This window comes from Nocardioides aquaticus, from assembly GCF_018459925.1.
GTDB classification, from domain to species: domain Bacteria; phylum Actinomycetota; class Actinomycetes; order Propionibacteriales; family Nocardioidaceae; genus Nocardioides; species Nocardioides aquaticus.
On the sequence record NZ_CP075371.1, the window covers coordinates 2,330,269 to 2,355,121 of the forward strand.

At 74.5% G+C, this 24,853-nt stretch carries 21 protein-coding genes and 1 riboswitch; of the genes, 16 read left to right on the plus strand and 5 right to left on the minus strand.

Going from position 1 to position 24,853, the window contains the following annotated elements:
• Positions 1 to 64: 64 nt before the first annotated feature.
• The 12 genes from clsA (at position 65) to ENKNEFLB_RS11315 (ending at position 11,692) form a co-directional block, all read left to right on the plus strand.
• Positions 65 to 673 (plus strand): cardiolipin synthase ClsA, encoded by a 609-nt coding sequence (gene clsA, locus ENKNEFLB_RS11260; protein ID WP_214055518.1) that lies wholly within the window; start codon positions 65 to 67, stop codon positions 671 to 673.
• Positions 666 to 1,658, plus strand: a complete 993-nt coding sequence (locus tag ENKNEFLB_RS11265) for a DUF881 domain-containing protein (RefSeq protein WP_214055519.1) — start codon at positions 666 to 668, stop codon at positions 1,656 to 1,658. The genes clsA and ENKNEFLB_RS11265 overlap by 8 nt, the downstream gene beginning before the upstream one ends.
• Positions 1,655 to 1,987: a small basic family protein gene (locus tag ENKNEFLB_RS11270; RefSeq protein ID WP_160007879.1), complete on the plus strand. Its 333-nt coding sequence runs from the start codon at positions 1,655 to 1,657 to the stop codon at positions 1,985 to 1,987. The genes ENKNEFLB_RS11265 and ENKNEFLB_RS11270 overlap by 4 nt, the downstream gene beginning before the upstream one ends.
• The gene (locus tag ENKNEFLB_RS11275) at positions 1,980 to 2,777 is read left to right on the plus strand and encodes a DUF881 domain-containing protein (protein WP_214055520.1); all 798 of its coding nucleotides are present in this window, start codon (positions 1,980 to 1,982) and stop codon (positions 2,775 to 2,777) included. The genes ENKNEFLB_RS11270 and ENKNEFLB_RS11275 overlap by 8 nt, the downstream gene beginning before the upstream one ends.
• A 45-nt stretch (positions 2,778 to 2,822) precedes the next feature.
• On the plus strand, positions 2,823 to 3,209 hold the full coding sequence (gcvH, locus tag ENKNEFLB_RS11280; RefSeq protein WP_214055521.1) for a glycine cleavage system protein GcvH: 387 nt from the start codon (positions 2,823 to 2,825) through the stop codon (positions 3,207 to 3,209).
• Between the two features lie 141 nt (positions 3,210 to 3,350).
• On the plus strand, positions 3,351 to 3,884 hold the full coding sequence (locus tag ENKNEFLB_RS11285) for an FHA domain-containing protein (RefSeq protein ID WP_214055522.1): 534 nt from the start codon (positions 3,351 to 3,353) through the stop codon (positions 3,882 to 3,884).
• Positions 3,885 to 3,895: 11 nt separating this feature from the next.
• Positions 3,896 to 4,654, plus strand: coding sequence for a transcriptional regulator FtsR (gene ftsR, locus ENKNEFLB_RS11290; RefSeq protein WP_214055523.1), 759 nt, complete (start codon positions 3,896 to 3,898; stop codon positions 4,652 to 4,654).
• A gap of 48 nt (positions 4,655 to 4,702) precedes the next feature.
• Entirely contained in the window at positions 4,703 to 5,152 is a 450-nt protein-coding gene (locus ENKNEFLB_RS11295; protein WP_246535482.1) for a bifunctional nuclease family protein, read from the plus strand.
• A gap of 460 nt (positions 5,153 to 5,612) precedes the next feature.
• Entirely contained in the window at positions 5,613 to 6,137 is a 525-nt protein-coding gene (locus ENKNEFLB_RS11300; RefSeq protein WP_246536007.1) for a MerR family transcriptional regulator, read from the plus strand.
• A gap of 67 nt (positions 6,138 to 6,204) precedes the next feature.
• A riboswitch (glycine riboswitch) is annotated at positions 6,205 to 6,321 on the plus strand.
• Positions 6,322 to 6,495: 174 nt separating this feature from the next.
• Positions 6,496 to 9,318 (plus strand): aminomethyl-transferring glycine dehydrogenase, encoded by a 2,823-nt coding sequence (gene gcvP, locus ENKNEFLB_RS11305; RefSeq protein WP_420830550.1) that lies wholly within the window; start codon positions 6,496 to 6,498, stop codon positions 9,316 to 9,318.
• A complete protein-coding gene (locus ENKNEFLB_RS11310) occupies positions 9,315 to 10,679 on the plus strand; it encodes a serine hydrolase domain-containing protein (RefSeq protein ID WP_214055527.1) in 1,365 nt (454 codons plus the stop codon). The genes gcvP and ENKNEFLB_RS11310 overlap by 4 nt, the downstream gene beginning before the upstream one ends.
• A gap of 101 nt (positions 10,680 to 10,780) precedes the next feature.
• Entirely contained in the window at positions 10,781 to 11,692 is a 912-nt protein-coding gene (locus ENKNEFLB_RS11315) for a CHAD domain-containing protein (RefSeq protein ID WP_214055528.1), read from the plus strand.
• A gap of 81 nt (positions 11,693 to 11,773) precedes the next feature.
• Here the strand turns inward: ENKNEFLB_RS11315 and ENKNEFLB_RS11320 are convergent, their stop codons facing one another.
• From ENKNEFLB_RS11320 to ENKNEFLB_RS11335, 4 genes are read right to left on the minus strand one after another with little or no spacing between them, the layout of a single operon-like run.
• On the minus strand, positions 11,774 to 13,183 hold the full coding sequence (locus tag ENKNEFLB_RS11320; protein WP_214055529.1) for a metallopeptidase TldD-related protein: 1,410 nt from the start codon (positions 13,181 to 13,183) through the stop codon (positions 11,774 to 11,776).
• A complete protein-coding gene (locus tag ENKNEFLB_RS11325) occupies positions 13,183 to 14,709 on the minus strand; it encodes a TldD/PmbA family protein (protein WP_214055530.1) in 1,527 nt (508 codons plus the stop codon). Before ENKNEFLB_RS11325 ends, ENKNEFLB_RS11320 begins: the two co-directional genes overlap by 1 nt.
• 23 nt (positions 14,710 to 14,732) lie before the next feature.
• A complete protein-coding gene (locus ENKNEFLB_RS11330) occupies positions 14,733 to 17,891 on the minus strand; it encodes an AAA family ATPase (RefSeq protein ID WP_214055531.1) in 3,159 nt (1,052 codons plus the stop codon).
• On the minus strand, positions 17,888 to 19,102 hold the full coding sequence (locus tag ENKNEFLB_RS11335; RefSeq protein WP_214055532.1) for an exonuclease SbcCD subunit D: 1,215 nt from the start codon (positions 19,100 to 19,102) through the stop codon (positions 17,888 to 17,890). Before ENKNEFLB_RS11335 ends, ENKNEFLB_RS11330 begins: the two co-directional genes overlap by 4 nt.
• 185 nt (positions 19,103 to 19,287) lie before the next feature.
• Here ENKNEFLB_RS11335 and lon point away from each other — a divergent pair, with 185 nt between their 5' ends.
• From lon to ENKNEFLB_RS11355, 4 genes are all read left to right on the plus strand, one after another.
• Positions 19,288 to 21,663 (plus strand): endopeptidase La, encoded by a 2,376-nt coding sequence (gene lon / locus ENKNEFLB_RS11340; RefSeq protein ID WP_214055533.1) that lies wholly within the window; start codon positions 19,288 to 19,290, stop codon positions 21,661 to 21,663.
• 45 nt (positions 21,664 to 21,708) lie between these two features.
• Positions 21,709 to 22,329, plus strand: coding sequence for a methyltransferase domain-containing protein (locus tag ENKNEFLB_RS11345; RefSeq protein WP_214055534.1), 621 nt, complete (start codon positions 21,709 to 21,711; stop codon positions 22,327 to 22,329).
• A gap of 78 nt (positions 22,330 to 22,407) precedes the next feature.
• The gene (locus ENKNEFLB_RS11350; protein WP_214055535.1) at positions 22,408 to 23,091 is read left to right on the plus strand and encodes a hypothetical protein; all 684 of its coding nucleotides are present in this window, start codon (positions 22,408 to 22,410) and stop codon (positions 23,089 to 23,091) included.
• Entirely contained in the window at positions 23,088 to 24,203 is a 1,116-nt protein-coding gene (locus tag ENKNEFLB_RS11355; RefSeq protein ID WP_246535483.1) for a DNA glycosylase AlkZ-like family protein, read from the plus strand. Before ENKNEFLB_RS11350 ends, ENKNEFLB_RS11355 begins: the two co-directional genes overlap by 4 nt.
• A gap of 17 nt (positions 24,204 to 24,220) precedes the next feature.
• Here the strand turns inward: ENKNEFLB_RS11355 and ENKNEFLB_RS11360 are convergent, their stop codons facing one another.
• Positions 24,221 to 24,814 carry an AMIN-like domain-containing (lipo)protein gene (locus ENKNEFLB_RS11360; protein WP_420830551.1) on the minus strand — a complete coding sequence of 198 codons (594 nt, stop codon included), beginning with the start codon at positions 24,812 to 24,814 and terminating at the stop codon, positions 24,221 to 24,223.
• Between the last annotated feature and the right edge of the window lie 39 nt (positions 24,815 to 24,853).

Here is a 24,853-nt window from a genome sequence, read left to right on the forward strand (position 1 = left end):
CCTAGGGTGGCCAGCGACCGACCGCGTCCACCGAGCCGGACACCGAGAGAAGCAGGTACGACCCGTGGCGGAGCACGACCCCCCGACCCACGGCGCGTGGACCCTTCCCAACCTGCTCAGCGGGCTGCGCCTGCTCGGCGTCCCGCTGTTCCTGTGGCTGGTGCTCGTGCCCGAGGCCGACGAGTGGGCGCTGCTGCTGCTGGTCGTCTCCGGCCTCACCGACTGGCTCGACGGTTGGCTGGCGCGCCGCCTGAACCAGACCTCGCTCCTCGGCCAGGTGCTCGACCCGGTGGCCGACCGGCTCTACATCCTGGCCGTCGTGCTCGGCCTGGCCCTGCGCGACATCATCCCCTGGTGGATGGCGGTCTCGCTGCCGCTGCGCGACGCGCTGATGTGGCTGCTGGTGCCGATCCTGCGCACCCGCGGCTACAGCGCCCTGCCGGTGCATTTCCTGGGCAAGGCGGCCACCGCCTGCCTGCTCTACGCCTTCCCGCTGCTGCTCCTCGGCGACGGCGAGGGCGTGGTGGCCGAGCTGTCGCTCGTCCTCGGCTGGGCGTTCGCGTTCTGGGGCATCGGGCTCTACTGGTGGGCCGGGGTCCTCTACACCTGGCAGGTACGCCGGCTGCTCGCGACCACCGAGCGCCGCCGCGGACGGGACCTCTCCGATGCCTGAGCGCACCCCCACCGGCCCCACGCCCGGAGCAGGGCCCGCCGGCACGCCGGACCCGACCGGACGGGGACCCGCCGGCCGGCTCCCGGACCGGGTCACCATGCCGCTGCTGGCGCTGGTCAACGACCAGGCCCTGGACGAGGACTACGTGGTGGCCGCGCAGCGCCGCCGGGACCGTCCGGCTCCCGCAGGACGGTCCGAGCGTGGGCCGGCGGGCGGGGCGCCCCCGGGCCGGGCGCGGACGGCCACGGCCGTCACCGTCGCCGCGGTCGCCGTCTTCGGGGTGCTGCTGGCGACCGCCGCGGTGCAGACGAACCAGGACGCCGACGTGCGTGACGCCGGCCGTGCCGGGCTGATCGACCGGGTCGAGGCCGAGCGGGCCCGGGTCGTGTCCGACCAGGACCGGGTGGCGGGGCTGCGTACGCAGAGCATCGACGACGAGGCCCGCGCCGTCGCACTGGCGCAGGACCTCTCGGCCGAGACCTCGCGGCTGCGGCGCCTGCAGACCAGCACCGGGTTCGTCGCGGTGCGCGGCGAGGGCGTGCGCGCCACCCTGGACCAGGCACCGGACGCCGGGCCGACCAGCCAGCTGCGCGACTCCGACCTCGCGCTGCTGGTCAACGGCCTGTGGAGCGCCGGCGCGGAGGCCGTAGCCGTCAACGGGCAGCGGCTCACGGCGCTGAGCGCGATCCGTACCTCCGGGGTGGCCGTCGAGGTCAACGGCGTCGGCATCGCGCCGCCCTACACCGTGGAGGCCATCGGCGACCGGGCCACGTTGCAGGCCGACTTCTACGACACCTCCAGCGGCCTGGCCTTCGCCGACCTGGCCGCCCGCTACGCGTTCGACTTCGAGATCGAGAACGCCACCGACCTGGCCCTGCCCTCCGCGCCGAACCGGCTGCAGCGGCTACGGTCGGCCACGACCGTCCCCGGACCAGACCCCCTGCCCGCCCCCTCGTCCGACCCCGCCTCGGAGGTGTCGCCGTGATCCCCGTCCTCGGACTGCTGCTGGGCGTGGTGCTCGGTCTGTACGTCCAGCCCGACGTGCCGCTGGGCCTCGAGCCCTACCTCCCGATCGCCGTCGTCGCCGCCCTCGACGCCGTGCTGGGTGGGCTGCGCGCCTACCTCGACGGGATCTTCGACGACCGCGTCTTCGTGATCTCCTTCGCCAGCAACGTGGTGATCGCTGCGCTGATCGTCTACATCGGCGACCGGCTCGGCGTGGGCGGGCAGCTCTCGACCGGGGTGATCGTCGTCCTCGGGATCCGGATCTTCTCCAACGTCGCCGCGATCCGGCGCCACCTGTTCCATGCCTGAGCCCGAGGACCGGCCGGAGGACCGGCCAGAGGACCGGCCAGAGGACCGTCCCGACGACCGTCCCGGGGGGACCGGCCGCGACAAGGTGACCCGCGCGGCGCTGAGGCCCTCGCGCCGGCAGCTCGTGGTCGCGGTGGTGCTGGCGCTGGTCGGGTACGGCGTGGTGGTCCAGGTCCGCGCGACCGACGCCGACTCCGACTACGACAGCCTGCGCCAGCAGGACCTCATCGACGTGCTCAACGGCCTGGCCGGCACGACCCAGCGCACCCAGTCCGAGATCGAACGGCTGACCCGCACCCGCGAGCAGCTGCTGGACGAGACCAGCGCCCGCGGCACCGCGCTGCAGGAGGCACGCGACGAGGTCGACACCCTCGCCGTGCTGGCGGGCCTGGTCCCGGTGACCGGGCCCGGCATCCGGATCACCATCACCGAGGGCGCCGAGGCCGAGGTGAGCCTCTCCTCGATGCTCGACCTCGTCCAGGAGCTGCGCACGGTGGGCGCGGAGGCGATCCAGCTCAACGGCGAGGTGCGCGTGGTGGCCCAGACGTCGCTCGAGGACGTCGAGGGCGGCCTGCTGGTCGACGGGACGCTGGTCGAGGCGCCGTACGTCGTCGACGTCATCGGCGAGCCCGGCGTGCTGTCCGGCGCGGTGGAGTTCGCGCTGGGCCCCCGGGCCCAGATCGAGGGCGACGGGGCCTCGCTCCAGGTCACCGAGCTCGGCTCGCTCGACGTCGACGCCGTCGTGGAGCAGCAGGAGGCGGAGTACGCCGTCCCGGACCCCGACCAGTAGCCTCACCGATCACCGCACCAGCCGTCCCGTCCCCGAGGAGCCAGCGTGAACCCCGACGACCTGCTGTACACCCCCGAGCACGAGTGGTTGCGTCGCCCCGGCGAGGCCGAGGGCTCGGTCCGGGTCGGCATCACCGACTACGCCCAGGAGGCGCTCGGCGACATCGTCTACGTCCAGCTGCCCGAGGTCGGCGAGACGATCGAGGCCGGCGGCACCTGCGGCGAGCTCGAGTCGACCAAGTCGGTCTCCGACGTCTACGCCCCCGTCAGCGGCGAGGTCGTGGCTCGCAACGAGGCGCTGGACGCGACCCCCGAGCTGGTCAACTCCGACCCGTACGGCGGGGGCTGGTTGTTCGAGGTCGTCCCGTCCACCGACGGCCAGCTCGACGCGCTCCTCGACGCCGCGGCGTACGCCTCCCACACCGACGCCTGATCCCGGGTGGGGGCGTCCGAGGACGTCCGTCAGGGACCCTGCCGGGCCGCTCGGGCTGCTGGTAGGTTTCACGCACCTCAAGCCTCTGGTGAGGGTTGAGGTGCGGCCATCAGCACACCGATCACCGAACGAGGAGCACCCATGCCGTTCTGCACCGCCTGCGGTCGCCAGAACCCCGACGACGCGCGTTTCTGCGCCCAGTGCGGCACCCGGCTGGTCGGCGTCGACGCCCCCGCCGGTGGTGAGACGCCGGGGGAGACCACCGCGACCATCCAGGTCGGCGCCGTGAGCCCCGGCGGCGACGGAGCCAAGACCGACACCTCCGACGGGCTGCGGGCCGTCGACGCGGCCGCGGTCGACGCGCTCCCGCTGGGTCACGCCCTGCTCGTCGTGCAGAAGGGCCCCGGCTCCGGCAGCCGGTTCCTGCTCGACAGCGACGTGATCGAGGCCGGTCGCCACCAGGACAGCAGCATCTTCCTCGACGACGTCACCGTCTCGCGCCGCCACGCGGTGTTCACCCGGGAGGGCGACTCCTTCTCGGTGGCCGACGCGGGCAGCCTGAACGGCACGTACGTCAACCGCGACCGGATCGAGAAGGTCCGGCTCAACGACGGTGACGAGGTCCAGATCGGCAAGTACCGCCTGGTGTTCTTCTCCGGCCACGACCGCAGCTGAGGTCGCTCGGCATGGACCGGACGCCTCGCGCGGCCACCGCACCCGGGGAGGGTGCCTCCGGCGTCGCCCGTCACAACATCGGGCAGGTGCTCGACCTGCTGCGCCCCGACTACCCCTCGGTGACGATCCCCAAGATCCGCTTCCTCGAGGACAAGGGCCTGATCAAGCCCGAGCGGACCCCGGCGGGGTACCGCAAGTTCAGCGACGCCGACGTCGAGCGGCTGCGGTACGTGCTGCGGATGCAGCGCGACCACTACCTGCCGCTGAAGGTGATCGGGGAGCACCTCGACGCCCTGGACCGCGGCCTGGCCCCGCCGCCGATCGACTCCGTGGTGCCCACGGTGCCGGTCGTGGCCCTGGCCGCCGACGGGTTGCCGAGCGCGGCGTCGTTCAACCGGCGCGACGACCTGCGCCTGTCCCGGCGCGAGCTGGTCAAGATCGCCGAGATCGACGAGGACCTGCTCGACCAGCTCGAGCAGTTCGGCCTGCTCGCCGTCCGGCCGGGGACCCGCCACTACGACGCCGACGCGCTGGTGGTGGCGCGGACCGCGCGCGACCTCTCCGACTTCGGCATCGAGCCCCGTCACCTGCGTGCGTTCCGCACCGCCGCGGACCGTGAGGTGGGCCTGGTGGAGCAGGTGACCGCGACCGCCCGCGGGTCCCGCGACCCGGCTGCGAGCGCCCGTGCGCACGAGACGGCCTCGGAGGTGGCGGCGCTGACCGTGCGCCTGCACGCCACGCTCGTGAAGGCGGGTCTGCGCCGCCGCTGACCGCCCACCGGTGCGGAGTAAGGTGACGACGTGCGCGTAGTAGATGTCATGGGTGTCCGTGTCGAGATGCCCTCCAGCCAGCCGTTGGTGCTGCTGCGTGAGGTCTCGGGGGAGCGCTACCTGCCGATCTGGATCGGTGCGGTCGAGGCCACCGCGATCGCCTTCGCCCAGCAGGGCGTCGTCCCGCCGCGCCCGCTCACGCACGACCTGATGAAGGACGTGCTCGAGGCCACCGGCAACGAGCTGACCGAGGTCCGCATCACCGAGGTCAAGGACGGCGTCTTCTTCGCGCTGCTCGTGCTCGGCTCCGGCGCCGAGGTCAGCGCACGCCCGTCGGACTCGATCGCGCTCGCCCTGCGCACCGGCACCCGGATCGTGTGCGCCGACGAGGTGCTCGACGAGGCCGGCCTGGCCGTCCCGGCCGAGCAGGAGGACGAGGTCGAGAAGTTCCGCGAGTTCCTCGACCACGTCACGCCCGAGGACTTCGACCCCGCCTGACCGGGTCGTCGGGGGACCGGGTGCGCCGCGGCGTACCCGGGGCGCTGCGTGCGCGGGCGCCGCGGCCGCGCACAGCCCCCGGGCCCGCTGTAACGCTGTGTTACTTCGTCTCCTGCAGCGTCATGACGCTGCACCAGAGGATGTAACACAGCGTTACAGCTGCGCCTTCTCGCTGCCAAACCCCTCACCCTCAGGTTGAGGGTGAGGGTCGGCGACACGCGGGGCTGCTGTCGTTGACCCCGCTGCGACGGGGTCCTACCTTGAAGTCCTCCGTATGTAACTCCACCGCTGTGGTGCGACCGGCCCGACCGGTCCGCACGGCTTTCCTGGGAGCTACCCTGCACGGAGCAGACCGACGGAGGACCGCGTGACCGAGCAGAAGCCCCCCGGGGCAGCCAGCAGTGCCACCCAGCCCGACCCCGTAGGCGTCCACGCCACGGCGCTCGCCGAGGAGCAGGGCCTGCTCTTCACCGACGACGTCTCGCCGCTGCCCAGCGACGTCGGCTACCGCGGGCCCACGGCCTGCAACGCCGCCGGGATCACCTACCGCCAGCTCGACTACTGGGCCCGCACCGGCCTGATCGAGCCGACCGTGCGCGGCGCCTCCGGGTCCGGCTCGCAGCGGCTGTACTCCTTCCGCGACATCTTGATCCTCAAGGTGATCAAGCGCCTGCTCGACGCCGGCATCTCGCTGCAGCAGATCCGGACCGCGGTCTCGCACCTGCGCGAGCGCGGCACCGACGACCTGACCCAGGTCACCTTGATGAGCGACGGTGCCTCGGTCTACGAGTGCACCAGCAACGACGAGGTCATCGACCTGCTCCAGGGCGGGCAGGGCGTCTTCGGGATCGCGATCGGCGGTGTCTGGCGCGAGATCGAGGGCACGCTGGCCCAGCTGCCCAGCGAGCGTGCGGCCGAGCCGGGCGCCGCGCCCAGCGCCCGCGACGAGCTCGCGGCCCGCCGCGCCGCCCGCAAGACCGGCTGACCCGCCCGACCAGAACCGCCCGTACGACCGGTCGGGCCTGACTCGTGGGCTAGGCTCGACCTGCTGACGATCCCGCACGGGAGAGTCTTGCCGCCGCAGCCCCGGGTGACCGGGTCACGGTGGGAAGCGCCGAAGGGGCAAATCCTCCCCGGAACCTCTCAGGCGCCCGGACCGTGCGGAGAAGGCAGCTCTGGAGCTCCGACGACGGGGTGACAGAGGGGGAGGTGAACGAGTGCGCCCATCCACTCTCGTCCCTCCAGGAGCCCGCGTGTCCGACCTGCCCCGTCTCTCCGAGCTCGACGCGGCCTCGCCGTTCGTCTCCCGCCACATCGGCCCCCGGGAGCACGAGGTGGCCACCATGCTGGACCGCCTCGGCTACGCCACGCTCGACGAGCTGATGCTGGCCGCCGTGCCCGGCGGCATCCGGGCCCAGGCCGCGCTCGACCTGCCCCCCGCCGCGTCGGAGGAGACCACGGCGCGCGAGCTGCGCGAGATGGCCGCCGCGAACGCCCCGGGCGAGGCGATGATCGGCCTGGGCTACCACGCCACGCTGACGCCGGCGGTGATCCGCCGCAACGTGCTGGAGGACCCCAGCTGGTACACCGCCTACACGCCGTACCAGCCCGAGATCTCCCAGGGCCGCCTCGAGGCGCTGATCAACTTCCAGACCGCCGTCGCCGACCTGACCGGGCTGCCCACCGCCGGGGCGTCGTTGCTCGACGAGGGCACCGCCGCCGCGGAGGCGATGACGCTCGTGCGTCGCGCCGACCGCAAGTCCACCGGCCCGTTCGTCGTCGACGCCGACGCGCTGCCGCAGACCATCGACGTCGTCCGCACCCGGGCGGCCGGGCTGGGCATCGAGGTCGTCGTCGCGGACCTCACCGACGGTCTGCCCGCCGACCTCGAGCGGGTCTGCGGGACGCTGGTGCAGTACCCCGGCGCCTCCGGGCGGGTCCTCGACCCCCGCACGGTGATCGAGCAGACCCACGAGCGCGGCGGCCTGGCCGTCGTCGCCGCCGACCTGCTCGGGCTGACCCTGCTGGAGAGCCCCGGCGAGCTCGGCGCCGACGTCGCCGTCGGCTCCTCGCAGCGCTTCGGCGTCCCGCTCTTCTACGGCGGCCCGCACGCCGGGTTCATGGCCGTGCGCGCCGGCCTCGAGCGGCACCTGCCGGGCCGGCTGGTCGGTGTGTCCGTCGACGCGACCGGGCGCCCGGCGTACCGCCTGGCCCTGCAGACCCGCGAGCAGCACATCCGCCGGGACAAGGCGACCTCGAACATCTGCACCGCGCAGGTGCTGCTGGCCGTGGTGGCCTCGATGTATGCCGTCTACCACGGCGCCGACGGGCTGCGCACGATCGCGCACCGCACCCACCGGTACGCCGCCGTCCTCGCCGCCGCGCTCGGCCGCGGCGGCATCGCGGTGGCCCACGAGCAGTTCTTCGACACCCTCGAGGTGCCGGTGCCCGGCCGGGCCGACGAGGTCGTCTCCGCCGCCCGCGGGCTCGGCGTGCAGCTGCGCCGCGTCGACGGCGACACCGTCGGGGTGTCCACCTCCGAGGTCACCACCGCCGGCACCCTGGCCCGGGTGCTCGAGGCCTTCGGCGTGGACGTGCCGGACGCCGAGGCCCTCGACGCGCTCGACCAGGCCACGCCGGACGCGCTGCCCGAGCCGCTGGCCCGGCGCACCGAGTTCCTGACGCACGAGGTGTTCCGCACCCACCGCAGCGAGACGCAGATGCTGCGCTACCTGCGCCGGCTCTCGAACCGCGACTACGCCCTCGACCGCGGGATGATCCCGCTCGGCTCCTGCACGATGAAGCTGAACGCGACCACCGAGATGGAGCCGGTCTCGCTGCCGGGCTTCGCCGACCTGCACCCGTTCGCACCGGCCGAGGACGCGCTGGGCTACCGGATGCTGGTCGACCAGCTGGAGGGCTGGCTGGCCGAGGTGACCGGCTACGACCGCGTCTCGATCCAGCCGAACGCCGGCTCGCAGGGCGAGCTGGCCGGGCTGCTGGCGATCCGGGGCTACCACCTGGGCCGCGGCGACGAGTCGCGCGACGTGTGCCTGATCCCGTCCTCGGCCCACGGCACCAACGCCGCCTCCGCGGTGATGGCCGGGATGCGCGTGGTGGTCGTCGCGGCCGACGAGGCCGGCGGGGTGGACCTGGCCGACCTGCGTGCCAAGTGCGAGCAGCACGCGGACACGCTGGCCGCGATCATGGTCACCTACCCCTCGACCCACGGGGCGTACGAGGACACCATCGGCGAGCTCTGCGACGTGGTGCACCAGCACGGCGGCCAGGTCTACGTCGACGGCGCCAACCTCAACGCGCTGCTCGGGCACGCCAAGCCGGGCGAGTTCGGTGGCGACGTGTCGCACCTGAACCTGCACAAGACCTTCTGCATCCCGCACGGCGGCGGCGGCCCCGGGGTCGGCCCGGTCGCGGTGCGCGAGCACCTCGCGCCGTACCTGCCCTCCCACGCGGCCCACCCCGAGGTGGACAAGCGCGACGGCATCGGCCCGATCAGCGCCGCGCCCTACGGCTCGGCCGGCATCCTGCCTATCTCGTGGGCCTACGTGCGGATGATGGGCGGCGAGGGCCTGACCCGCGCCACCTCGGTGGCCGTGCTGGCCGCGAACTACGTCGCGGCGCGCCTCGGCGAACACTTCCCGGTGCTCTACCGCGGTCACAACGGCCTGGTCGCGCACGAGTGCATCCTCGACCTGCGCGGGCTCACCAAGGAGACCGGTGTCAGCGTCGACGACGTCGCCAAGCGCCTGGTCGACTACGGCTTCCACGCCCCGACCATGTCCTTCCCGGTCGCCGGCACGCTGATGGTCGAGCCGACGGAGTCCGAGGACCTCGCCGAGATCGACCGGTTCTGCGAGGCGATGATCGCGATCCGCGACGAGGTCCGTCGGGTCGAGGCGGGGGAGTGGAGCGCCGAGGACTCGCCGCTGCGCGGCGCCCCGCACACCTCGCGCGCCCTGGTGGGCGAGTGGGACCGGGCCTACGACCGGCAGCTCGCGGTCTTCCCGAACGGGATCGACCCCGACAAGTACTGGCCGCCGGTGGGCCGGATCGACCAGGCCTACGGCGACCGCAACCTGACCTGCTCGTGCCCGCCGCTCGAGGCGTTCGCGGAGCCGGTGGAGCCGGTGGGGTCCGAGGGGTGAGCGCCCTGCTGGAGCCCACGGCCCGGGCGGCCGTGGGCGTGCTGGCCCGCGCCCAGGCCACCGGGCGGATCCCGTCACTGGTGGGCGGCGTCGTCCGTGAGGGCGACGTCGTCTGGAGCGCCGGTCGCGGCACCTCGGTGACCGCGCCGTCGACCACCGGCGCCCGCCCGGACGCCGGCACGCAGTACAAGATCGGCTCGGTCACCAAGACGATGACCGCGGTGCTGGTCATGCTGGCCCGCGAGCGCGGCGACCTGGCGCTCGACGACACGGTCGGGCGCTTCCTGCCCGACGGGCCGTTCGCCGACGCGACCCTGCGCTCGCTGCTGTCGCACTCGGCCGGGATCACCGCCGAGCCGCACGGCACCTGGTGGGAGCGCTCCACCGGTGGCGACCGGGCTGCCCTGGTCGCCGCGCACGCCGGCGCCGAGCGGGTCCTGGAGACCGGCTCGCAGCACCACTACTCCAACCTCGGCTTCGGGGTCCTCGGCGAGGTCGCGGCCGAGGTGGCCGGGTCGTCGTGGTGGGCGGCGCTCTCCGAGCAGGTCCTCGGCCCCCTGGGGATGACCCGGACGACCTACCAGTTCGAGGAGCCGTACGCCCGGGGCTGGGCCGTCGACGCCCTCACCGGCGAGCTGGTCGCCGAGCCGCTGCCCGACACCGGGGCGATGGCACCGGCCGGTCAGCTGTGGAGCACCGTGACCGACCTCGGCACCTGGCTGTCCGCGCTGGTCGACCCGGACGCCTCGGTGCTGACCGAGGAGTCGCTGGTGGCGATGCGGACCCCGCAGGCGAGCACGCCCGGGGACCGGTCGGGCTCGTCGTACGGGCTGGGGGTCTCGGTGACCGTCGCCGGCGGACGGATGCTGGTGGGCCACGGCGGCTCGATGCCCGGCTTCACCTGCGGCGTCCTGGTCGACGTCGACTCGCGCACCGGCGCGGTGGTGCTGACCAACGGGGCGTACGGCCTGGGCGGCGCCACCCGCGAGCTGTTGGAGACGGTGCTGGACGCCGAACCGCCGCTGCCACGCGAGTGGAGCCCGACGACGGCACCTGTGCCGGAGGTGGTGCGCGAGGTGCTCGGCACCTGGCACTGGGGCCACGCCCCGTCGGTGCTGCGCTGGGACGGCAGCCACCTGCAGCTGGCCCCGGCCGACGGCCCGGGACGCGCGATGTCCTTCGCGCCCACCGACGACCCGGAGGTCTTCGTCGGTGCCACCGGCTACCTGACCGGGGAGACCCTGCGCGTGGAGCGGCACCCCGACGGCTCGGTCAGCCACCTGGGCTGCGCGACCTTCGTCTACACCCGCGTCCCGTACGACCCCCGCGCCCCCATCCCCACGCCCACCGAGCCGAGATGACGCTTCCGGACAGCCGAGATGACGCTCGCGGCGCCTCGAGGTGACGGTTCCGGCGCGCCGGGGTGGTGGCCGGGGGGCGTACGCCGGTCCAGAATGCGGCGGTGGCCGACCTCGACCCCGACTCACCCGCCCGTGACGTCCTGCATCGCCGGCTGACCGAGCTCGCCGAGCGGCTCCCGGCCGCTGTCGCCGCGGCGCGGGAGGACCGGGACGACGGGCTGCACCGCACCCGCACCACCTGCCGTCGGCTGCGCGCGGTGCTGGTGGCGTACCGACCGCTGGTCGACCGCGAGCGGGTCGAGCCGGTGCGCGACGAGCTCCGGTGGCTGGCCCGGGCGCTGGGGGAGCGCCGCGACGTCGAGGTGGTCGGCGAGCGCCTGGGCCGGCTGCTGGACGAGGAGGAGCCGCGCCTGGTGCGGGGGCCCGTACGCCGTCGGCTGGCGACGCACCAACGGGCCGCGCGGAGGACGACCGGTGCCGCCGACGACGTCCTCGACTCGGACCGCTGCGCGCGGCTCGTCGAGGCCGTGCGTCGGCTGGCCGAGTCCCCACCGTGGACCGTCCGGGCGGACAAGAGAGCCTCGAAGGTCGTGACCAAGCGGTTGCGCAAGGAGCTGTCCCGCGTCGCCGACCGCCTGGACGCCGTGCCCGACGGCGAGCCGGGCGCCCGCGCCGAGCGCGAGCGTGACGAGGCCGTCCACGACCTGCGCAAGGCGGTGAAGCGGCTGCGGTACGCCGCCGAGGTCGCCCGACCGGCCTTCGGCGCGGACGCCGACCGCCTCACGAAACGCGCCAAGCGGCTGACCACGGCGCTCGGGGACCGTCAGGACACCGTCGAGACCCGGGCGCTGCTGCGGACCCTCGCCGACGAGGCGGAGCAGTCCGGGGAGCCGACCTTCACCTGGGGCCGGCTGCACGCCCGCGAGGAGTCCGCGGCGCACGCCGTCGAGGCCGACCTGCCCCGCTTGTGGGACGCGGTCGCCCGCGACAAGACGAGCGGCTGGGTGCGCTGAGCGGCACCGAGGTCGCCGGAACCGTCACCTCGAGGCGCCGCGAGCGTCATCTCGGCTGTCCGCGAGCGTCATCTCGGCGGGTCAGAGGGCCTGGGAGACGCTGGACATGTTGAAGTCCGGGACCCGCAGCGGCGGCATCGCGGTGCGGGAGAAGTAGTCGTCGCCCCACTCGCGGCTGAAGGCGGGCACGGTCGCACCGGCGTGGCTGAACCGGCGGAGGAGGTCGACCGGGCTCTCGTTGAACCGGAAGTTGTTGACCGCGCCGGTCACCTCCCCGTCCTCGACGAGGTAGACGCCGTCGCGGGTCAGGCCGGTCAGCAGCAGGGTCTGCGGGTCGACCTCGCGGATGTACCAGAGGCAGGTCAGCAGCAGGCCGCGCTCGGTGCCCGCGACCAGGTCGTCGATGCTCCCGCTCGCGCCGTCGACCTCGAGCAGCAGGTTGTCGACGTACGGCGTCACGGGCAGGTCGGTCATCGCCGCGGAGTGCCGGGTCTGGATCAGCGAGGTCAGCTCGCCGTCGCGCAGCCAGTCGGTGCGTCCCAGCGGCAGCCCGTTGTCGAAGACCGACGACTCGTTGGACGACGAGGTGGCCAGCGCGAACGGCGCGCACTCCAGACCGGGTGCGGCGGGGTCGGACCACAGGCCGACCCCGGGGCGCGCCAGGCACTCGCCGACGCGGGTCCCGCCGCCGCGGCGGCTGTAGACCGACTGGCCCTCGTGGGCGTCGCGGCCACCGGCGTACCAGTAGGCGTCGATCATCAGGTCGGCCACGGCCGTCGGCGGCAGGATCGTGTCGTAGCGACCGGCGGGGAGGTCGACGCGGCGCTCGGCCCAGGCCAGGCGCCTGGCCAGCTCGTCGTCAAGGGCCAGCGGGTCGACGTCGGTGAAGTCGCGGGTCGCGGCGCCGACCCAGGCGCTGCGGGTCAGGTCGGCGCTCTTGCCGGTCACCCCGACGTGGCCGTTGGGCTGGACGTGGCGCAGCCGCAGGCCGGTGCTGGAGGCGAGGTAGGTCGTGGTCATCTCGTGGTGCACGAACCCGTAGAGCACCCGGCCGGCGGACCGGGCACGCCCGAAGGCCTCGCCGAGCGCGGGCGCCACGGTGGCGTACACCTCGATGTCGGTCGGCTGGGGGGCGTCGGCCCAGTCCGCGGACACCCGGTCCCCGAGCAGCTCGGCGACGTCCTCGGCCGGCGAGGAGGCGCGTGCCGCGGCGTCCGCGGCGGCCACGAGGGCCTCGACCTGGTCGCGCGTGGTCGCGGTGGAGGTGACCGACCCGGTGCCGGTCCCGGCGGCGGACCGCGCGAAGGACACGACGGTGACCGACGAGGCGTGCATGACACCGTTGGTGGTCAGGGTGTTGGTGGCCCAGCGCAGGTTCGCGCTGGTGGCGTCGCGGACGACGACCACGCAGTCGTCGGCGGTGCTCGCGGCCAGCGCGTGCTCGGCGAGGTCCTGGGGGGTCGGTGCGGCAGCGGATCCGGCGGTGGCCATCACTGGCCTCCTTCCTCGGCGGTGTTGAGGATCGAGACGCCGCGGAACAACGACGTGGGGCACCCGTGGCTGACCGCCGCGACCTGGCCGGGCTGGGCCTTGCCGCAGTTGAACGCCCCGCCCAGCACCCAGGTCTGCGGACCGCCGACGGCCTCGAGCGAGCCCCAGAAGTCGGTCGTGGTGGCCTGGTAGGCCACGTCGCGCAGCTGGCCGCGCAGCTCGCCGTCCTCGATGGCGTAGAACCGCTGGCCGGTGAACTGGAAGTTGAACCGCTGCATGTCGATCGACCAGGACTTGTCGCCGACGACGTAGATGCCGCGCTCGACCCGCCCGACCAGCTCCTCGGTCGACGGGCCGTCGGGGTCCGGCTGCAGCGAGACGTTGGCCATCCGCTGGACCGGGACGTGGCCGGGGGAGTCGGCGTACGCGCAACCGTTGGAGCGGCCGCCGTTGAGCTCGGGCATCCTCTCGCCCATCGCCCGGTCGAGCTGGTAGCCGACCAGGACCCCGTCGCGGACGATGTCCCACGACTGGGTCTGCACCCCCTCGTCGTCGTAGCCGACGGTCGACAGGCCGTGGGGGTACGTCCGGTCGCCGGTGACGTGCATGACCTCGCTGCCGTAGCGCAGCGTGCCGAGGTGGTCGGGGGTGGCGAACGAGGTCCCGGCGTAGTTGGCCTCGTAGCCGAGCGCCCGGTCGAGCTCGGTGGCGTGCCCGATCGACTCGTGGATCGTCAGCCACAGGTTGGAGGGGTGCACGAGGAGGTCGTAGGTGCCCGGCTCGACCGACGGCGCCGCCAGCTTCTCGGCCAGCAGGTCCGGCACCTCGGCCAGCTCGGCGTCCCAGTCCCAGGCTCCCTGGGCCGGCGTGCCGGTGCAGTACTCCCACCCGCGCCCGACCGGCGGCGCGATGCTGGCCATCGCGTCGAAGGAGGTCGCGGTGGAGCCCATCGCCTCGAACCCGGGCTGCAGCCGCACCCGCTGCTGCGTGGTCCGGGTGCCGGCGAGGTCGGCGTAGTACTTGTTCTCGTGCACCTGGAGCAGGAACGCGGTCGCGTGGTCGACCGCGTCGCTGCGCAGCAGCCGCGCGGTCCAGTCGACGAGCACGGCGGCCTTCTCGGCGACGGGAACACCGAGCGGGTCGACGTCGTAGTCCGAGACCCAGGTGACGTCGTCGTACGTCGGCTCCGGCGCGAGGCGGACCGGCTCGGTGGTCATCGTGGCCGCGACCCGGGCCACCCCGACGGCCCGCTCGGCCACGGCGACCGCCTCGGCCTCGGTCAGCACCACGCCGGAGGCGAACCCCCAGGCGCCACCGTGCAGGACGCGGACCGCGAAGCCGAGGTCCTCGGCGTCGCTGGCGCCCTGGAGCACCCCGTCACGCACCCCGAGGTGCTGGGAGCGGACCCGCTCCAGGCGGAAGTCGGCGTGCGTGGCGCCGAGCTGCTCGGCCCGGCCGAGTGCGACCTCGCCTAGCCGGCGGTGCGGCAGCGCCGCGAAGGTGGGATCGAGGACGGGACCGCTCATGGACCGAGAATCTACCGGGCCGCTCACCGGTGGATCGCCAGCCGCGACCCGGTGCGCGCCTTCGTCACGCGCAGCTGGACCGGGATCCGGTCGCGCATCTCCGCGACGTGGCTGACCACGCCGACGACCCGCCCGCCGTCGCGCAGCGCGTCGAGGGTGTCCATCACGTCGTCGAGGGTGTCGGCGTCCAGCGACCCGAACCCCTCGTCGACGAAGAGCGTGTCCAGCTCGACGCCGCCGGCCTCGGCCGTGATCACGTCGGACAGCCCGAGCGCCAGCGCCAGCGAGACCACGAAGGTCTCGCCGCCCGAGAGCGTCGAGGGGTTGCGCGAGAGCCCCGACCAGTCGTCGCGCACCAGCAGGCCCAGGCCGCCACGACGGTCGCGGCCGCGGTCGGCGGTGTGCTCGAGAGCGTAGCGCTGGTCGCTCATCCGGGCCAGCCGCACGTTGGCTGCGGCGACGACCTGGCTGAGCCGGTAGGCCAGCACGTAGGCGGAGAACCGGATCTGCCAGCGATTGTCGGCGCTGCGTCCCTCGGCGAAGGTGGACAGGCGCGACACCAGGTCGAGCTCGTCGCGCAGCGGTGTCCACCGGGCCACGGCGGCTGCGACCTCGGTGTCGAGCTCCCCGAGCCGGGCGGCGCGGTGGGCGACCTGGCGCTGCCGGCCGCGGTGGTCGCCGAGCCGGTCCAGGGCGGCGCGGTGGGCCGCCTCGAGCGCCGGGAGGTCCGGCGGCCCGGCGGGCCCGGTGGAGTCGGCGGAGTCGGTGGAGTCGGGGGCCGTACGGGCGGGGTCGGTGTCGCGCAGCACCGCGGTGACGGCGCTCAGCCGCTCCCGGTGTCGACGGACGCGGGCGTCGAGGGACTCGACGTCGGCGCCGGGGAGGGTGGCGTCGCGGGCGTCGTCGGGCGAGCCGAACCCGGCCTCCGCGGCTGCGGCGGCGAGGTCGGCGGCGGCCGCGATGACGTGGGAGCGGGCCGCGGCCAGCGCCTCGGCGGCGCGCACGGCCCGGCGGGCCGTACCGACCCGGTCGAGGTGGTGCCGCTCGGCGGTGTCGAGGTCGGGGTGCGTGCCGCGGACCGTGGCCAGCTCGGCGTCGAGGGCGGTCGACTGCTCCTCCAGGGAGGTGCGGCGCTCCTCGGCCCGGACCAGGGCGGCGCGGGCCTCGGTCAGCGCGAGCTGGCGGGCGTCCTGCTCCTGCTCGACGCGGTCGAGGTCGCGGTGGTGCCGCTCGAGCCCGGCGGCCTCGGCCTCCAGGGCAGCGCACGCCGCCCGGGCCTGCTCGGTCCGGGCGAGGAGGTCGTCGGTCTCGTCGTCGCCCGCGCGGGCCCGGGCGGCGGCCAGCCGGCTCTCGAGGTCGCGTGCCTCCTCGTCGCGCAGGTGCGCCACGGCGTTGGCCTGGTCGACGTCGTGCTGCGCGCGGCGCTCGGCGGTCGCGTCGGGCGACCCGGGGGCGGGGCTGGCCTTGGTGGGGTGCTCGGCGGAGCCGCAGACCGGGCAGCTCGCCCCGACGGCGAGACCGGTCGCGAGCTCGGCGGCCATCCCGGCGATCCGGCACTCGCGGAGCTCGAGGAGGACCTCCCGTGCCGCGAGGACCTCGTCGCGGGCGTCGGCGTGACGCTGCCGGGCGGGGCCGAGCAGGGCCAGCACCCGGTCGGCGTCGCGCGCTGCGGCGCTGCGCGCCTCGAGCTCGCGGACGGTACGACGCTCGGCCTCCGCGCGGACCGCGGCCTGCTGGGCGCCGGCGGCCTGGGAGCGCAGCGCCGCCAGCTCGGCCGGGGCACCGGCGCAGGCGTCGACCAGGTCGGTGACCTGGGCGGTCCGCCGGCTGACCTCCTCGCGCACCGAGACCAGCGCGCCGGCGACCTCACGCGCACGGGCCTCCAGGGGGCGCGCGGCGTCCACCGCGGTGGCGTCGGCGAGCGCCGCGTCGGCCTGGTCGCGCATCCAGGCGAGGTCGGCGTCGTCCTGGGCGGTGGAGGTCTCGAGACGCTCGCTGCGCTCGCTCCTCGACCACCGGGGCTCGTTCTCCGCTTCCTGCGTGTCCGGGAGGTCGAACAACGTCGGCTCGTCGGCCTCGTCCTCCGGCTGCGCCACCACCACCGGCGCGGGCCCGAGCAGGTCCTCGGCCTCGGCCCACGCCGCGGTCCGGTCGACCTCGGCGCGCTGTTGCTGCCCCAGCGCGGCGGTCAGACGCGTGCGCAGGGGGGCGACGGGAGCGGCGCGGCGGGCCGCCTCGAGCCGACGCACGTCCTCGTCGTGCTCGACGGTCCGTGCGTGGAGGACGTCGAGCTCGGCCGCCGCGGCTGCACGGCGGGCCAGCCGCTCGGCCTCGACCCGGGCAGCCTCCAGCGCCGTGCGGGCCTCGTGCTCGCGCGCAGCGACCTCGTCCAGGCCGGCGTCCAGCCGCGCGCGGTCGTCGTCGGCCGCCTGCGCGAGACCGTGGGCCCAGCCGGTGACCTCGCCGGTGCGGGCGGGCCCGGCCAGGTCGTCGAGGTCCCACGGCGGCAGGTCGGTGTCGGCGACCTCGGCGACGCGGCCGAGGGTGCCGGAGAGGTCGAGGTGGGCGCGGTCGTGCTCACGACGGGCGTCGCTGCGGCGCTCGCGCAGCCACGCCTCGGCCCGCTCGAAGCGGGCGGTGCCGAAGAGACGCTGGAGCAGCTTCTGCCGCTCGTCGGAGTCGGCGCGCAGGAACGCCTGGAACCTGCCCTGCGGCAGCATCGCGACCTGCGTGAACTGGGCCAGGTTCATCCCCAGCAGCGTCGTGACCAGGTGCCCGGCCTCGTCGAGCCGGGTGGTGAGCGTGGTCCAGGACCCGTCCACGCGCTCGCGGACCCGGACGCTGGCCTGTTGTGGCGTGGTGCCGGTGCCGCGCTTCTTCGGTCGCTGCCAGGCCGGGGTGCGGGTCAGCTCGAAGCGGCGTCCGGCCAGCGTGGCGACCAGGCGTACGCGCGGCTCGGCTCCCTCGGCGGCCTGGTCGGAGCGCAGCCGGCGGGCGGCTGCACGGTCCCCGGGGACCTCGCCGTACAGCGCGAAGCAGACCGCGTCCAGGACGCTGGTCTTGCCCGCACCGGTCGGCCCGGACAGCAGGAACAGCCCGCCCTCGGCCAGCGCGTCGAGGTCGACGGTGACGGCGTCGGTGAACGGGCCGAAGGCCGCGACCTCCAGCTCGTGCAGCCTCACCGGCCCACCCCCGACCCAGGGTCGGTCTCCGCCCCGGCCCTCAGCAGCGTGTCGACGTCGGTGTCCTCGCAGCACGCGTCGACGGCGTCGTGCAGCAGGGCCAGCTCGGCGTCAGCGGGGTCGGTTCCGCGCATCGTGGTCAGGAACTCGGTCGCCAGCTCCCGGTCCGTACGCCGGGTGCCGCGCGCGGCGCCGTCGCCGAGGACGGCCAGGCCCGGGGGAGGGGTCGCGAAGGACAGCAGCAGCGCGTGCGGGAAGCGTCGGCGCAGCTGCTCCATCGCCTGCAGCGGGCGGCTGGCGTCGGTGAGCGTCGCCTCCACCCACGACCCCTCGTGCACGGCATGCCGGGGGTCGGCGAGCAGCTCCTCCAGCGACCCGCGCAGCCGGGCCAGCGGGCGCGGGACCGGGGCGTCGACCCAGGTCGCGTCCACGCCGCCGGCGGCGTCGAGGTCGACCAGCCAGGAGCCCTTGCGGTGCTCGGCCTCGGAGAAGGAGTAGGCCAGCGGCGAGCCGGAGTAGCGCAGCCGCTCGGTCAGCGCCCGGCGGCCGTGCAGGTGGCCGAGAGCGACGTAGTCGACGCCGTCGAAGACCGACCCGGGCACCAGCGAGACCCCGCCGACGCTGATGTCGCGCTCGGAGTCGCTGGCCTCGGGCGCGGTGCCGCCGGCGGCCACGAACGCGTGCGCCAGGACGACCGAGCGGGTGCCGGCCGGGCGGGCGGCCAGGTCGGCGCGGACCCGGCGCATCGCCTCGGCCATCGCGCTCTCGTGGCTGCGCACCGGCAGGCCCCACGCGTCGGCGACCGTGTGCGGGTCGAGGTAGGGCAGACCGTGGACGGCGACGGGGCCGTGCTCGTCCTCCAGCAGGACGGGGACCCCGACCGCGGACACGTCGGCACGGATGTGGACGCCGGCGGCGTCGATCAGCCGGGAGCTGAACCCGAGCCGCTGGGCGGAGTCGTGGTTGCCGCTGGTCAGCACGACCCGGGCCCGCGACGCGGCCAGCCGGGCCAGCGACTCGTCGGCAAGCCGGACGGCGTCGACCGGCGGCAGCGCCCGGTCGTAGACGTCGCCGGCGACCAGCACCACGTCGACCTCCTCGGAGGCGACGACCTCAAGCAGGTGGTCGACGAACGCGGCCTGGTGCTCGAGCATGCCCTCCCGGTGGAAGGACCGGCCCAGGTGCCAGTCGGAGGTGTGCAGCAGCCGCATGCGATGAACCTAGGCGGCGCCACCGACAGCCCCCGGGACGCACGCCGGACGGACCCCGGACAGCCCGGATCCACCCCCGGATCCACCCCCGGGGTTCGCCCTCGGTGAACACCGGAAGCACAGCCGTGTCACGCAGGTTGAGTCGGTCGCACTCAACGTGCGCCCGCACCGTCCCTGGAGGATCCATGTCCGACCCCGTCACCCCCGCCGACGCTCCCGTCCAGAAGCTGCCGGTCCTCTTCGTCCCCGACCTCGTCGTCCTGCCCGGCATGGTCGTCTCGATCGAGCTCGACGACGCGGCCCGCGCCACGGTCGACGCCGCCCGCTCCGGCAGCGACGGCCGGCTGCTGGTCGCGCCCCGGCTGGACGACCGCTACGCGGCGTACGGCGCCGTGGCCACCGTCGAGCGCGTCGGCCGCGTGCAGGGCGGAACCGAGGCGGCGATCCTCAAGGCCGACCAGCGCGCCCGGATCGGCTCCGGCGTGACCGGCCCCGGCGCAGCGCTGTGGGTCGAGGTCGAACCGGTGCCCGCCGACGTGGGCGCGAAGGACGACCGGCGGGTCCAGGACCTCGCCGAGGAGTACAAGCGCCTCGTCGTCGCCACCCTCCAGCGGCGCGAGGCCTGGCAGGTCATCGACCAGGTCCAGCGGGTCACCGACCCGGGCGCGCTGGCCGACCTCGCCGGCTACGCGCCGTACCTGTCCGCCGAGCGCAAGCGTGAGCTGCTCGAGACCGCGCAGGTCGCCGCCCGCCTCGAGCTGGTGGTCGGCTGGACCCGCGAGCACCTCGCCGAGATGGAGCTGACCGACAAGATCGGCCACGACGTCGCCGAGGGCATGGAGAAGAGCCAGCGCGAGTTCCTGCTGCGCCAGCAGCTCGCCGCGATCCGCAAGGAGCTCGGTGAGGGCGAGCCCGAGGGGGCCGACGACTACCGCGCCCGGGTCGAGGCCGCCCAGGTCCCCGACGCCGTGCGCGCGTCGATGCTGCGCGAGGTCGACAAGCTGGAGCGGGCCAGCGACCAGAGCCCGGAGACGTCCTACCTGCGGACCTGGCTCGACACGGTCCTCGACCTGCCCTGGTCGGTGCGCACCGACGACACCACCGACGTCGCCGCGGCCCGCGCCGTGCTCGACGCCGACCACCACGGCCTCGAGGAGGTCAAGGACCGGATCACCGAGTACCTCGCCGTCCGCGCCCGTCGCGCCGAGCGCGGCCTGCAGGTCGTCGGCGGACGCGGCTCCGGCGCCGTGATGCTGCTCGCGGGACCTCCCGGCGTCGGTAAGACGTCGTTGGGCGAGTCCGTGGCCCGCGCCCTAGGCCGCGAGTTCGTCCGCGTCTCCCTCGGCGGGGTGCGCGACGAGGCCGAGATCCGCGGCCACCGGCGCACCTACGTCGGCGCCCTGCCCGGTCGCATCGTGCGCGCCGTGAAGGAGGCCGGCTCGATGAACCCGGTCGTCCTGCTCGACGAGGTCGACAAGGTCGGCGCGGACCACCGCGGCGACCCCGCGGCCGCGCTGCTCGAGGTGCTCGACCCGGCGCAGAACCACACCTTCCGCGACCACTACCTCGAGCTCGACCTGGACCTCTCCGACGTGCTCTTCCTGGCCACCGCCAACGTGGTCGAGCAGATCCCGCAGGCCCTGCTGGACCGGATGGAGCTGATCACCCTCGACGGCTACACCGAGGACGACAAGGTCGCCATCGCCCGCGACTACCTGCTGCCCCGTCAGCTCGAGCGCACCGCGATGACGCCCGACGAGGTCACGGTCACCGACGAGGCGCTGCACGAGCTCGCCGCCAGCCACACCCGCGAGGCGGGCGTACGCCAGATGGAGCGCCTGCTCGCCCGGCTGCTGCGCAAGGCGGCCACGCGGCTCGCCACGGGCCAGGCGAGTGGACCGGTGCACGTCGACGTCGCCGACCTGAAGGACCTGGTCGGCCGTCCGCGGTTCACGCCCGAGGTGGCGGAGCGGACCTCGGTCCCCGGCGTCGCGACCGGCCTGGCCGTGACCGGGCTCGGGGGCGACGTGCTCTTCATCGAGGCCTCCGCCCACGAGGTACGCCCCGGCGGCTCGCCCGGGCTGACCCTCACCGGCCAGCTGGGCGAGGTGATGAAGGAGTCCGCCCAGATCGCACTGACCTACGTCACGGCGCACGCCGACGAGCTCGGCGTCGACCCGGCGTTCTTCGACCGCGCGGTGCACCTGCACGTGCCGGCCGGCGCGGTGCCCAAGGACGGCCCGTCGGCCGGGATCACGATGGTCACCGCGCTGACGTCGCTGGCCACCGGTCGCCCGGTGCGCTCGGAGGTCGGGATGACCGGCGAGGTGACCCTCAACGGACGGGTGCTGCCGATCGGCGGGCTGAAGCAGAAGCTGCTCGCCGCCCAGCGCGCCGGGCTGACCGAGGTGTTCGTCCCGCTCCGCAACGAGCCCGACCTGGACGACGTGCCCGAGGAGGTCCTCGCCGCGCTGACGGTGCACGTGGTGGGCGACGTGCGGGACGTCGTACGCGGGGCGCTCGGCGAGGCCGCGGAGGTGGCCGTCGAGAGGGCGGCCTGAGCGTCCTGCCCGAGCCTGTTGCTGGGCCGGGGGCATGATCGGGTCATGGCAGACGACGAGTGGCCCCCCGGCTTCTTCGACCGGCAGGACAGCGGTGACGACGCGGAGTTCTACGTCCCGCCGCGCCTGGTGACCCATCTCGACGACGCCGCGATCGCCGCGGTCGGCGCGCTGTACGACGAGCTCGGGGTGCCGGACGGCAGGGTCCTGGACCTGATGTCGTCCTGGGTGTCCCACCTGTCCGTGCAACCGGGCGGAGGGCTCGTCGTGCTCGGGATGAACGACGTCGAGCTGCAGGCGAACCCGATGGCCGAGCAGGTCGTCGTCCAGGACCTCAACGTCGACCCGCGGCTGCCCTTCGGCGAGGACTCGTTCGACGCGGTGACCTGCTGCGTGTCGGTCGACTACCTCACCCGGCCGGTCGCGGTGCTGCGCGAGGTCCGCCGGGTGCTGCGGCCCGGCGGGGTCGTCGTGCTCACCTTCAGCAACCGGTGCTTCCCGACCAAGGCGGTCCGCGGGTGGCTCGCCACCGACGACGACGGACGGGTCGCGATCGTCCGGGCCTACCTCGAGCAGGCCGGCTTCGACGGGGTGACGACCGCGCTGCGGTCCGATCCGCGCGGGGGCGGCGACCCCCTGTACGGCGCCTGGGCCCGCACCGGGTAGTCGCGCTGGTCGACGTGTTGTTTGCCTCCACCTGGTGGACGCGGATCACACGTCGACAGCCGTGCCAGGATCGACGCCATGGGACTGGGTTGGCCGGCACTCACCTTCACCCCGTACGGGCTCGCAGGGGGGTGGGACGCGCCCCGGTGGCTGGCGTCGGTCGAGGGACCTCTGGGGCATCCCGCGGTCGGCATCCGTCTCAAGCACGGGTGGACGCAGGAGCGGGACCCCGAGCGGCCGTGGCTGGAGATCACGACGCTGCGCAAGGACCGGTACGCCGACTTCAAGCCCGAGCCGGTGGCCGACCCGGGCGACGCGGCGTTCACGGCGACCTTCGGGCTGGTCGAGAGGACCATGCCCGCTCCGCTCGAGCGGCCGGACGAGTACCGCGAACGCATCGTCGGCTTCGCCGAGCGCCGCGCCAAGGACCACCACGAGTGGCCGACGGCCACCTGGTCGATCGACGGGCGGGGCGCGGTCGCCTCGATCTTCCGCTGGGCAGGGGCGTGGGCCGGCTTCACCAGCGCCGCCCCGGAGTGCGACGTCGTGGTCATGGGGTTCGGCATCGAGCCGGGCGGCCTGGCTCTCACCGCGCTGCATGACACGTCGCCCTACCACTTCCACGCGACCCAGCCCCTCAGCCTGCCCGAGACCCTTCCGCGGTCTCAGGAGGCGGCGCTGGCGCACCTCGGAGGTGACGGGGGGCTCGACGTCGACAGGCCATGGCCCGCGCACCCCGACCACGACTCCGTCCTGTGGTGACGACGACGGGCACCGAGGCGTCCCTCACCTGGCCCCAGGTCCTCGCCTGGCGCCTGGACCGCCACCTGCTCGACCCGGTGGGCGCGGAGCCGGTCGCCGGTGTCGTACGCCGCCTCGGCGCGGTGCTGTCGATGGACGAGACCGCCGCCGAGCTGGTGGTCCGCACCCGCCGCGCCGCGTCGGAGCCGGGCGAGCTCGCCGCCGCACTCCGCACCGGCGAGGTGGTCAAGGCGTTCGCCTTCCGAGGCGCGGTGCACTACCTCGCCCCGGAGGACGCCGGGGCCTACCTGGCGCTGCGCGCGGCGGGGAGGCAGTGGGAGCGGAAGAGCTGGGTCGACCACTACCGGCTCACCGCCGACGACTGGCCCGCCTTCCGGGCCGCGGTCCGCGAGGCGCTGACGGACGGCCCGCTGACTGTGGTCGAGCTCGGCCAGGCGCTGGCACGGCACCGCGCGTACCGGCACCTCCTGCCGGTCTTCGAGGAGGGTGCCGGCACGCTCATCAAGCCGCTGACCTGGCAGGGCGACGCGAGCATCGGCGCCCCGAGGGACGGTCGCCTCACGCTCCAGCGCCTCGACACCAACCCGCGGTGGCCGGGCGTACCCGACCTGGAGGCGGCGGGGCCGTGGGCGATCACCGCCTACCTGCGCACGTACGGCCCGGCGACGCCCGAGCACCTGCAGTACTGGCTCGGCGAGGGCCTCAGCGCCGGCCGCGCACGGCTCACGCGCTGGTTCGCCGGGCTGGCCGACGAAGTCGTCGCGGTCGACGTCGAGGGCACCACGGCGTACGTCGTCCGCGAGGACGTCGACTCCCTCCTCGCGGCGCGACCCTCGACGGCGGTGCGGCTGCTGCCGGGCCACGACCCGTGGGTGATCGGCCCGGGCACGAAGGCCGCCGAGGTCACGCCGTCGTCACGGCGCGAGCTGATGACGCGCAAGGCGAACCCGGTCGTCGTCGGGGGAGTGGTCCGGGGGACGTGGGCCCGCCGCGGCGACGACCTCACGGTGACCTGGCTCGAGGAGAGCCCGCCGCCGGTCGGGGAGATCGAGCTCGAGGCAGGACGCCTGGGGGCGATCCTCGGCCGCGAGCTGCGCCTGGTCATCGCCTGATCCGCTCGACCGGCGCCTCACTCCGTCGCGGCCACGTCGACGACCAGGCGCGGCGGTGAGGTGAGGGTGAAGACCCGGAAGGGGGCGCGGTCGCCGTCGATCCCGGCGAGGACCTGGGTGAAGCCCTCGAAGGTGCCCGCCATGAACAGGCCGTCGAGGACGTCGCCGTCCAGCGGGGAGAGCCGCCGGGGGCCGTCGTAGTAGTCGGGGGCGGGCGCGGTGGTGCCGGAGGCGTAGACGTCCAGGACCGCGCCCCGGCCGAAGTCGACGACCTGCCCGCTGCCGTCGTGGACGGCCCGGTCGACGTAGTTGACGACGTAGCCGGGCGTCCCCCTGCCGCTGAACTCCAGCACGACCCGGTCGAAACGCCGGGCCTCCCCGGTCCGGACGTCCGTCAGCACGAGGAGGGCGTTGCGGGACGGGTCGCTCGTACGACGGCCCGTGCCGCGGCCGAACGCCGGAGGGCCGTCCGCGGTGTCCGCGGTGTCTGCGGTCGTCGACCCCTCGTCGGGCGTGGCTGTCGACGAGGGTGCTGGCGCGGGGGCCGGGCCGGTCGCCGGCTCGCCGGCGCAGCCCGCCGCGAGCGCGACAGTGGCGACTGCGCCCAGCATCGCGGTCACCGCGCGACGGACGGAGCACCTCGTCGGATG

What these genes read in the sequence shown, in the direction of transcription:
- ENKNEFLB_RS11350 (WP_214055535.1), top strand. Translation starts at nt 22,408, where the DNA reads ATGGGACTGGGTTGGCCGGCACTCACCTTCACCCCGTACGGGCTCGCA.
- ENKNEFLB_RS11335 (WP_214055532.1), bottom strand. Translation starts at nt 19,102, where the DNA reads ATGCGGCTGCTGCACACCTCCGACTGGCACCTGGGCCGGTCCTTCCAC.
- ENKNEFLB_RS11285 (WP_214055522.1), top strand. Translation starts at nt 3,351, where the DNA reads ATGCCGTTCTGCACCGCCTGCGGTCGCCAGAACCCCGACGACGCGCGT.
- ftsR (WP_214055523.1), top strand. Translation starts at nt 3,896, where the DNA reads ATGGACCGGACGCCTCGCGCGGCCACCGCACCCGGGGAGGGTGCCTCC.
- ENKNEFLB_RS11345 (WP_214055534.1), top strand. Translation starts at nt 21,709, where the DNA reads ATGGCAGACGACGAGTGGCCCCCCGGCTTCTTCGACCGGCAGGACAGC.
- ENKNEFLB_RS11360 (WP_420830551.1), bottom strand. Translation starts at nt 24,814, where the DNA reads ATGCTGGGCGCAGTCGCCACTGTCGCGCTCGCGGCGGGCTGCGCCGGC.
- lon (WP_214055533.1), top strand. Translation starts at nt 19,288, where the DNA reads ATGTCCGACCCCGTCACCCCCGCCGACGCTCCCGTCCAGAAGCTGCCG.
- gcvP (WP_420830550.1), top strand. Translation starts at nt 6,496, where the DNA reads ATGCTGGACCGCCTCGGCTACGCCACGCTCGACGAGCTGATGCTGGCC.
- ENKNEFLB_RS11275 (WP_214055520.1), top strand. Translation starts at nt 1,980, where the DNA reads ATGCCTGAGCCCGAGGACCGGCCGGAGGACCGGCCAGAGGACCGGCCA.
- ENKNEFLB_RS11295 (WP_246535482.1), top strand. Translation starts at nt 4,703, where the DNA reads ATGGGTGTCCGTGTCGAGATGCCCTCCAGCCAGCCGTTGGTGCTGCTG.
- ENKNEFLB_RS11325 (WP_214055530.1), bottom strand. Translation starts at nt 14,709, where the DNA reads ATGAGCGGTCCCGTCCTCGATCCCACCTTCGCGGCGCTGCCGCACCGC.
- ENKNEFLB_RS11320 (WP_214055529.1), bottom strand. Translation starts at nt 13,183, where the DNA reads ATGGCCACCGCCGGATCCGCTGCCGCACCGACCCCCCAGGACCTCGCC.
- ENKNEFLB_RS11265 (WP_214055519.1), top strand. Translation starts at nt 666, where the DNA reads ATGCCTGAGCGCACCCCCACCGGCCCCACGCCCGGAGCAGGGCCCGCC.